Origin of the sequence: Brunnivagina elsteri CCALA 953 (assembly GCF_002289455.1) — a bacterium.
GTDB classification, from domain to species: Bacteria; Cyanobacteriota; Cyanobacteriia; order Cyanobacteriales; family Nostocaceae; genus Brunnivagina; species Brunnivagina elsteri.
This window is the reverse complement of sequence record NZ_NTFS01000251.1, coordinates 1-9,739: the sequence shown is the minus strand read 5'-3', so window position 1 is coordinate 9,739 and position 9,739 is coordinate 1. Positions and strand designations below refer to the sequence as shown.

General features: G+C 39.6%; 7 protein-coding genes. 2 read left to right on the top strand and 5 right to left on the bottom strand.

Annotated features, from left to right (window positions below; genetic code table 11):
• Positions 1-837: 837 nt before the first annotated feature.
• From CK510_RS19895 to CK510_RS34300, 3 genes are all read right to left on the bottom strand, one after another.
• A complete protein-coding gene (locus CK510_RS19895; RefSeq protein WP_095723355.1) occupies positions 838-1,800 on the bottom strand; it encodes an Npun_F2552 family protein in 963 nt (320 codons plus the stop codon).
• 476 nt (positions 1,801-2,276) lie between these two features.
• Positions 2,277-3,695, bottom strand: a complete 1,419-nt coding sequence (locus CK510_RS19890) for an aspartate ammonia-lyase (protein ID WP_095723354.1) — start codon at positions 3,693-3,695, stop codon at positions 2,277-2,279.
• 183 nt (positions 3,696-3,878) lie between these two features.
• Positions 3,879-5,714 (bottom strand): cadherin-like domain-containing protein, encoded by a 1,836-nt coding sequence (locus tag CK510_RS34300; protein ID WP_143289357.1) that lies wholly within the window; start codon positions 5,712-5,714, stop codon positions 3,879-3,881.
• A 263-nt stretch (positions 5,715-5,977) separates the two neighbouring features.
• Between CK510_RS34300 and CK510_RS19870 the strand changes: the two genes are divergently transcribed.
• Positions 5,978-6,472, top strand: a complete 495-nt coding sequence (locus tag CK510_RS19870; protein WP_095723350.1) for a hypothetical protein — start codon at positions 5,978-5,980, stop codon at positions 6,470-6,472.
• A gap of 110 nt (positions 6,473-6,582) precedes the next feature.
• Here the strand turns inward: CK510_RS19870 and CK510_RS31895 are convergent, their stop codons facing one another.
• A complete protein-coding gene (locus CK510_RS31895) occupies positions 6,583-6,738 on the bottom strand; it encodes a hypothetical protein (RefSeq protein ID WP_158224931.1) in 156 nt (51 codons plus the stop codon).
• Positions 6,739-6,762: 24 nt separating this feature from the next.
• Between CK510_RS31895 and pgsA the strand changes: the two genes are divergently transcribed.
• Complete coding sequence (gene pgsA / locus CK510_RS19865; RefSeq protein WP_095723349.1) at positions 6,763-7,284, top strand: CDP-diacylglycerol--glycerol-3-phosphate 3-phosphatidyltransferase; 522 nt, start codon at positions 6,763-6,765, stop codon at positions 7,282-7,284.
• Between the two features lie 55 nt (positions 7,285-7,339).
• Here the strand turns inward: pgsA and CK510_RS19860 are convergent, their stop codons facing one another.
• Entirely contained in the window at positions 7,340-9,088 is a 1,749-nt protein-coding gene (locus CK510_RS19860) for a sensor histidine kinase (protein ID WP_373695816.1), read from the bottom strand.
• Between the last annotated feature and the right edge of the window lie 651 nt (positions 9,089-9,739).

Here is a 9,739-nt window from a genome sequence, read left to right as displayed (position 1 = left end):
ATCTTATTTATATCATGCAATCTAAAAATGTCATATTAAACCAACTAAGAGCAGCAAAATTTACACAGATTAATTACGGAATACAATAAGTATCTTAAATTCTGAATCTACGAATTAGCAACATATTTAATTCAAAATCAGCTAAAATACCTATATTTTCTGCTTTTGCTTGCAATTATATTGTTGACCATTTTTCAGCTTAATACCGAGTAAATGCTGAGATAAGCAACTCGTCTCAATCTTTTATAAGTAGTTATACATAAAAATAAATAGAATCTCTCACAATATATCCAAAAATACTCATATTGCTACATATACATTCCGAGCAAATACAGATATACTCACATGTATATGATTTTTTAATTGACAATCTTAAGTCAACAAAACTTAAAATATACAAGTTGAAAACATTTAAAAATAATTAACAACACTTATAATGTTTTCTGACAATATCTCCTTAGATATAAATATTAAATACTACCAAATATTGAAACGGAAAAACCGCCACTAATTTAGGGCGGTATAGTTAAGCAATCGGAGGGTATTTACACCTTATCCTGTTCATGAAGCAAATTGCTGTAACAAAGTTTGCACTTAATAGAAATTCTCAGAATTTATGGTTCTTCATTACTTGTTATGCTAAAAACGCTTATGAAATAGCTCAAATTCCTTGCTGGGTATGAAAGATAGCTTTTAGTCTTAGATTTTGAGTCTTTGGAATTAAATCAAGACTAAAACTGTCCAAAAGCCTTGCTATTAAAGGAAAACTTTGAATTTTCGTTTAAAGTTCAGCATAACACCTACGGAAGAGCCGAATTTATTGTCATCGAAATCAGACTAGCCCTTGCCATATGCTTTCATTGGTTCTTTAATAAATCTAATGTAAAGATGTTTAAATGTAGATTTAATCACCCTAGGCATACCAAAATCAATTGGTACGAACTTAGACGGTAAACGCCAATCATCAATTTGTAAAATATCGGGATGTAAGTTGGGAAAATGAATATTTTCTAGCCCATTAACCATTCCCAAGCGCATTGATGCAGCGACAGTTGGGACTTTTTCAGGTGCGACATTGAGAACTTCTACCATAGCTCGATCCAAAGCAAATACATCAGCAGAAGCCGCTAAAATGCTTAGTTGACGAGGTTCTCCATTACTTGGACCATTCCCTTCATGCCCGATAATACCGTCAAGTATGGTTAAATCCGGGCTGATTGACCTTGCAGTTTCAACCAACATATCTCCAAAACGGTTGACATCTTTCCCAGCTTCCATATGCCACCATGCCTTCATTTTGCCAGGAACGCAACCAAAGAGGTTTTTCACTCCCAAAGTCAGCACAAGTTGACAGTGGGATTTTACCTTGGGTAAATTGATGACCACATCAGCTTCCATTGCTTCTTTGCAAAGCAGTAGGTGATTAAATCCTTCATTTACAGTTTTGTAGCGCTTGCCGTGAAATTCGACAATGGGTAGCTGGAGTTGGTCTAAAATGGGTTGATAACCGCTAGCGATCGCAACAGCTTTAGCACTACCAAAAGCTGGACTGTCACCCAAAAAAGGTATACCACCTGCTTCAATCACCATTTCGGCAACAGCATACACCAATTCGGCACGGGTTGTACATTCCTTCCCTGGGCGGGAACCTGTTAACAAATTCGGCTTGAGAAGAACCCTATTTCCTGGTTTGACAAATGCAGTCATTCCAGCAAAAGGTTCGAGAAGGGTTTCTAAGGATTCTCGTAACGCTTCATTTTGGTAGGAAGTTGCACGAATTAAGCTGACGGAGGATGACATTTTTGGTTTTTGGATTTCGGATTTTGGATTTAATTTTTTGGATTTAAGTTTTACGTAGTAGAGACGTTCCGGTGGAACGTCTTTAAAAATATTGTGGATTATGGATTATGGATTATGGATTATGGATTATGGATTATGGATTATGGATTATGGATTATGGATTATGGATTATGGATTAGGCATTGTAACAACCCCTTTCTTCCTAGTCCCTAGTCCTTAGTATTTAATAATGCCAGATTTTTTCTTCTACACAGAGCTTGCCTAATACAGTTTGTTAGCTGTCCATCTACCTTCGATGGGATTAATTTCAAGTTAAGGGAACACCAGGAAATAGATTGTCCTAATATATAAGAGGCAGGGATACCCAGCCCCTACGAATGATACGATTGATAATTATATAATTGGGATATTTTATTTTCTGGAAGTCCCTAAGTTCGAGATGAATTTAAGTTCAACTGAATTTAAAAGCGGTTATTTTACGAACCAAGAGGGCGTATCGCACTCATTTGTTCGAGGTTGAGAACTTCTGCGAGTTGCGCTTCAGTCATCAGTTCTTTTTCTAACACAATTTGTCGTAATGATTTGCCTGTTGCTAAAGATTCCTTCGCGACAGCAGCAGCATTTAAATAGCCGATATGGTTGTTTAAAGCCGTTACCAGAGCCAAACTACCTTCAGCATATTCTAAGCATCTTTCCTGATTCGCCGTGATACCTTGAATACATTTATCCGTGAGTGCAGCGACAGTATTACCGAGAATTTCGATACTGTGAATCAAATTGTAAGCAATAAGCGGCATCATCACATTTAATTCCAATTGTCCCGCTTGTGCAGCCAGTGCGATCGCGGAATCATATCCCATTACCTGGAAGCAAACCATCGATGTCATCTCAGCCATCACTGGGTTATATTTTCCTGGCATAATCGAGGAACCGGGTTGTACTGGGGGCAATTGAATCTCTTTTAACCCTGTTTTTGGTCCCGAATCCATCAGTCGCAAATCGTGGGATATTTTAACTAAATCCTGTGCCAGATTGCGTAAAGAACCAGAAACATTGACAAAAGGAGCCATACTTTGCATTGCTGCCATGAGGTGCGGTGCAGGTTGTAAAGGGCAATTAATTAACTCTGAGATAACTTCTACCACGCGATCACGATATTTGGGGTGAGTGTTCATACCCGTACCTGCCGCACTTCCCCCCAATCCCAACACCATCAAATCACCGGAAGCTACATAAATGCGGTTTTGGTGTTCACTGAGAATTTGTGCCCAAGCTCGAAAACTTTCCCCTAAACGCACGGGAACAGCATCCTGAAGGTGTGTACGTCCAGATTTGATGATATTTTGAAATTCATCAGCTTTGGTTTCGAGAACTGCGATCGCATTGTCTAAAGCTGGATGTAATGTTCTCGATAGTGCTAATAATCCCCCAATACGTATAGCCGTCGGAATCACATCATTGGTAGACTGACCATAGTTTACATGGTCGTTAGGGTTTACCCGTTTATAATTACCCTTTTCATCCCCCAGAATTTCTAAAGCGCGGTTTGCCAGTACTTCATTGACATTCATGTGGTGGGAAGTTCCCGCACCTGCCTGATACACATCTACCACAAATTGGTCGCGGAGTTGCCCTGCTAATATTTCATCTGCGGCTTCCACAATGGCTTTGCTGGTCTCTGGGGTGATACAATCTAGTTCGCCATTGACAATTGCAGTCGCCTTTTTAATGTAAATACAGGCATCTACGTAAGTCTCTAATGGCTTTAAACCGCTTATTTGGAAGTTTTCAATAGCTCTTAATGTTTGGATACCGTAATAGACATTACTTGGTATTTGTTTTTCACCCATCGAATCGCATTCGATACGGAATTGAGAATTTTCTGTTTGCGTCATGGTGATTTAGGATTTTGAGACTTCTAAAAATCAATTAAATTATTGTAGGTTGGGTGGAGGCTTTGCGTAACCCAACACATGATGTAGGGAAAACGAATATTATTTAAATCACAAAAGTATCTCAATCACACTACTAAAAATTAAATAATTAAAAACTCAAGCGGTTTAAGTGCCGTTATCGTACTAGGTGTGGATTGTGTTGAGGATACCTGTTACGATCGCGCCGTCGCCAAAGTCCCATTTAATGGTGTGGGTATCGAGGATACCGGGGTCGGTGAAGCTGCCGTTGAATGTTGCGCTTTGTCCTTCATTGATGGTTACGTCAGTGCCTGCATCGACTATTGGTGCTGCATTGAGTACTGTAACATCGAGGGTTTGGAAACTGGAGATGCCTTTGCGATCGCGTACTGTCAGGGTGGCGATATACGTACTGTTATCAGCGTAAGTGTGGGTTGCATTTTGACCAATCACAAGAGCGCTACCATCCCCGAAGTTCCAGAGGTAGGTGAGGTTGTCACCGGGGTCGGTTGCTGTGGCGTTAAAGTTTGCGATCGTGCCTTCGGTTGTGGTGGTGTCGCCTGTAATTACCGTGATGACTGGGGCAATATTATTTACCGTGATATTGACGGTGGCGGTGTTGGATGTTAAGCCGTCGCTGTCGGTGACGGTGTAGGTAAAGGTGTCTGTGCCGACGAAGGTGGTGTTGGGGGTATATGTAACCGTACCATCTTGGTTGACTAGGGTTGTACCGTTGGTGGGGTTGGTTTTGATAGCAAGGGTTGTGAGGTTGATCGTGCTGTCTGCATCGGTGTCATTTGTTAAGATGTTGATTGTGACGGGTTGGGTTTGGTTGGTTGTCGCTGTGTCATTGTTGGCAGTTGGGGCGATGAAGTCGTTGTTGAGTAACATTACATTGTCGAGGACGACTTTAGAATCCCTTGCACCGAAACCGAGTAAGTCGAAGTAGAGGGTTGCTACTGTTCCGGCTTGGATACCAGTTAAATCTACTTTGAATGTTAATGGTTGGTTGAGGGTGAATTTGTTGTTGGGAGTGGTGTTGACGAGGGTGACTTTGTTGCTTGTGTAAGCTGTGCCGTCATTTTGGATGTTGAGCAGGGAATAGGTTTGCGTGAGTCCCGTTACTGTGTTGATGAGGGATTGTTTGGTGTTTGCGTTGAGGAGGTCGGCGATTTGGAGGGTTAGGTCGAATGGGTTGGTGGGGTCGAAGAGGGTAGTCCAGAGGGTGGGTGCGGTAGAGTTGATATCGTAGAGAAATTTAGGAGTAGAGGAATGACTAGAAGAGATATTGAAGTTGAAGAACTGCTGCAACGCTATGCTGCTGGGGAAAGAAATTTTGCTAATATCAGGCTTTACGATATCGATGATAGATTGTGCGGTTGCAACCTGAGTGGAATTAATTTGAGTGGCTCCAAAATTAGTGCCTACTTGGCTGACGTTGATTTGAGTGGAGCTGATTTGAGCAACAATATTATTGGTGGTAGTTTGTGGAAAACTAATCTGACCAGAGCTAACTTGGAAGGAGTGGAATTCAAGGGAGTCCGCTTCCACGAAACCATTATGCCCGATGGGAGTATCTGGAACGAAGACAGAGGAAGTAACTGTATTTACAGATGAGTCTAAATTAGTAGCCAGCAACGGCGCAGATACAGGAAGCCTCACTATTTGTTTTAAGTTATTTCTTTCATTATCATCTTTAATTCCGGTCAAGAAACTGTATTGAGGATGAGAGGTTGTATCACTATTAAGTAACCCTTCAAGGTCTTGAACCGAACTTAAATATTGGTTCCACTTAATTCCTGCAATATTTTCATTGGGCATGAAGACTGCAAAAGCACCTCTTACTTTATCAGTGGGTTCTCCATAGTTTCTCCATGCAACAACTTTCCAAACGTGAGAAGGTACATTGATGCTTCGGGGTTTACCTTGATCATCAATTACATCGATAGACTGTTTATCTGCTTTAGTTCCATAACCACCAGTGGGATCGCAATCCCCCATAGGTTGGGTGGAGGCTTTGCGTAACCCAACACATGATATTAATAAAACAGAAATTCTTTAAACAATCAAATAATTAAATTCAACCATAAAAATAGACGCTTCAAATATTAAATAAAATGTTGGGTTACGACGCAAATATAGATTTATAAATTCACCTCATATATCTCTCATGCGTCTCCACCCAACCTACAATAAAAATATCTATTCACTACAATAAAATTAAAAACTTTCACAACCACATTTTAGATTCATAGAAATAAAAAATGATTGAAAAAAATAATTATAAATCATCTCAATCGCCGGAAGATTCAAGAAACATATCTGAACTATTTTATTTGCTCAATTTCTTCTCTAAAAGTCATACAGAACAATGGGATACTGCGCCTACAGAATTTAAACCTGTTTGGGTTGAAACCTATTCTGTCCATTGTAATGTTTATAATCCAATTTATTTTTTAACTTGTATGCTAATGAGAAGTATAGAAGAAATGCTCTATAAATCTTATGGTTTCAAGAAAGAAACAGTGCTTATTTTAGAAGATGAAATTCACTCGCTTGTTAGTTTTTGGATAACTGAGTATTATGACATGATCTTCGATAAAGAAGGGGGAATTACTGGTCCTGGTCAAATCTGGTTGGTTTTAAGTAGACTTTGCCAAATAGCTTTAAGCTTTGAAGATTGGAGTAAATATGAAGTCCAAGAACTATCATTTGAATATTTTTTAGAAAACCATAGTTATCCTTACGATCCGGTTTGATTTGGCAACAAACTCACGGAAACCGACCCCCTTGGCAATACTACTCTTAAGTGTGATATTCCATGAAATCTTTGACTACTGCACATAAATTACACGTAGCTTTTCTAAATCTATCGGTAAAATGCTGGTTTTTTTGCGTTTTTTACGGAATTGATAGAATATGACGCAGTAATTTTTACTTGTAAATTTGCAGGATTATTTTGCGATATGCCTTTGCCGTTAAGCTTTTCTTGTCGCTTGACTTTTAAGATATTCGCTACAATCATTACTGATTCCTGTTTACTGAATATATGAATATCCCGAATACAATCACCTTTTCTCGTCTTCTCGGCATCCCATTTATTTTATATTTACTGCAAAATCCCACTGCACAATCAAGATGGATATGCGTGGCAATATTTCTAATTTGTGCCTTAACCGACTGGCTAGATGGATATTTAGCAAGAAAATTAAATCAAATTACCGATTTGGGTAAATTCCTCGACCCATTAGTTGATAAATTATTAGTACTCGCACCATTACTATCCCTAATCGAACTCAAACAAATACCAGCTTGGGGAGTATTTGTAATATTAGCAAGAGAATTAACAGTTGCTGGATGGCGTGTGAATCAAACTAACATTTCTGGGGCAAATATTTGGGGTAAACTCAAAACAGTTAGCCAAATTATAGCCATATCGTTGTTAATTGCACCCCTACCCCAAAATTGGCAAACATCCACACTCATTGCTTTTTGGGTTTCCGTAGCTTTAACAATTATCTCCGGTGCAATTTATCTTTTCCCATCAAAATCTGAATCAAAAATATTATAAATTAAAGACGTTCCGCCGGAACGTCTCTACGAAAATACGACATATGAAAATCACCCTAAATTTCCGCCATTAATGGCATATAAACAGTAAAAACAGAACCATTCCCAGGTTCACTTTTTACCAAAATTTCACCACCCATCATCTGACAAAAATGGCGACTAATAGCTAAACCCAAACCAGTACCACCATACTTTTTAGTAGTTGAAGCATCCCCCTGTGTAAAGGGTTTAAACAACTGTTGCTGCTGGTGGTATGACATCCCAATACCACTATCGATAACTGTAAAAATAATTTTTTCCGGTGGATATTTCCCACCTTTATTATTCTCTTTCTCTATTTTTTCCGTCCAGACTTTTAAACAGACTTTCCCATTTGTCGTAAATTTAGCAGCATTACTAAGTAAATTTAATAACACCTGCCTAACCCTTGTTTGGTCAGCATACATTGTCCCTAATTGAGGGTCGCAGTCAATTTCCAAGATATTACCATTTTTCTCGATCGCAGGTTTCACTGTGAGAACAACATTATTGATCAATGTGGCAATCTCAAAGGTTTCCGGGTAAAGTGTCATTTTCCCCGCTTCGATTTTTGACAGATCGAGAATATCATTAATCAATTCCAGCAAGTGCCTACCTGCGGAATTAATTGTTTCTAAATCGGTGCTAAAATCTCCCGAAAGTCCAATATCGGCAGCATCATCCTGTAGCAATTGACTCAAACCAATTACGGCATTGAGAGGTGTACGCAACTCGTGACTAACATTAGCAAGGAATTGACTTTTAGTTTTGCTAGCAGCTTCGGCTTCTTCCTTTGCTTGTTGTAAATCTTTTGTTTTTTTCGATACTTTTTCAATTAGTCTATTCAGTGATATTGCGAGTAGACCAATTTCATCTTCTGTGGTAACTGGTGCGCGTAAATCGAAATTAGATTTTCTCGCGACTTGTTCAGCTACTTGAGTAACAATGATGACGGGTTCCGCGATCGCACGGGAAGTTCTCCAAGCCACAACTGCTGCGATCGCGACAGAAACCAACATACTAAAAATTGCGATCGCACGTTCGACAACTTTGGCTTGTTTGACACTCTCGTTACGTTTGCCGCGTTCGTCTTCAGCCATTCCCAGGGTTTTAATCAGTCTTTGGGAAAGTTCGTCTAATTGTAAGGCAGTTTCTCCACCCATTACCTCCAACAACTCAGATTGTAATGCGATCGCATCGCGGGGTTTCAGTGGCTCTTTCGCTTCAATTTCCTGCAAAATAGACTCAATTTGCCCAACATAAGAATTTAAGTGCTTGACATAATCCTCTAATAATGATTGGACACTTTCAGAATTGGGAACCAAATCATTTTGGCTATTTGTAAATTCAGTGATTTCCTTTTCCCATTTTTGGGATTTCTCCACATCCCGAATAAATTCGAGTTTTTTTGCTTGTAATTTTTGGGAATCATGGATGAGAGCAGGCAATTTCAAGCTATGTAATTGCGCTCCCAATGCTGCATCTTTATAATTGCCTAAAAGCTGGGATTGGCGATCGGCTTGCATCAACTCCCTAATTTCTTGTCCGCGATAGTAGTTAGCAATTACGAAACCCGTTAGGGAACCAAAAAAACCAATACCAATAGCCAAAAAATATCCGTAGCCAATTTTTTGATGGATACGCCAAGAACTGGCTTTCAATTTCCCATGCGTGGGAAATTCAATAGTCGGTAATTCATCATCAGAAGACTGATCGGCTGGCACTGTTTTTGTTTCAGAATTTGTTTCAGAAAATTGATAAAAAGCGGTTGATTTTTGAATTTGCACCTTTAAATTATCCTTGGGAGCATCCACTTTTGGAAGAAACACAATTATTGAGTGCCAGAAACCTTACTATATGGGTTGTCTAAAAAAGTCTATCCGCCAAAAGTGGATGCTCCCTTATCCTTATCCTCCCGCAAATCCCACATGTTTAAACGTAAATTTAATTTTTTGATTTAAGCATTTCAATTAATCAAGTAAGTTAATGATGAATCTACCTTACTTTCTTAGCATTTTCTCGAATACTTTCTATAATAATGACTATAAAACGATAAATATATATATTTTGCAAACTTTAAATATATTTGGAACCTCCTTGAGGGTACTAGAGAACTCCACAGAAAGAAATGCTCTTCGGTCATTCTGTAGCTTGCTACTTACAGAAGCCGCTTGGGCATCTACCCGCAGGTGGAACGTACGCGCTACTCTACGAGAAGGCGTACCACTCCGTGGAAGCAAGCTACGCGCAGCGTGTCGCTCGCTTTGCGACTCAGCGCCTACCGCGTTGCCGCAGGCTAGAATCTCGCGGAGATGCTACCCTACCTAGCCCTAAGAGGGCGGCTACGCCAACGGAACGCGAAACGCGAAACGCGAACGGGAAGTCTTTCGCCTACGTTCCTCAGCATGACAACACAGGATCATTCATTTTGTGGCTTA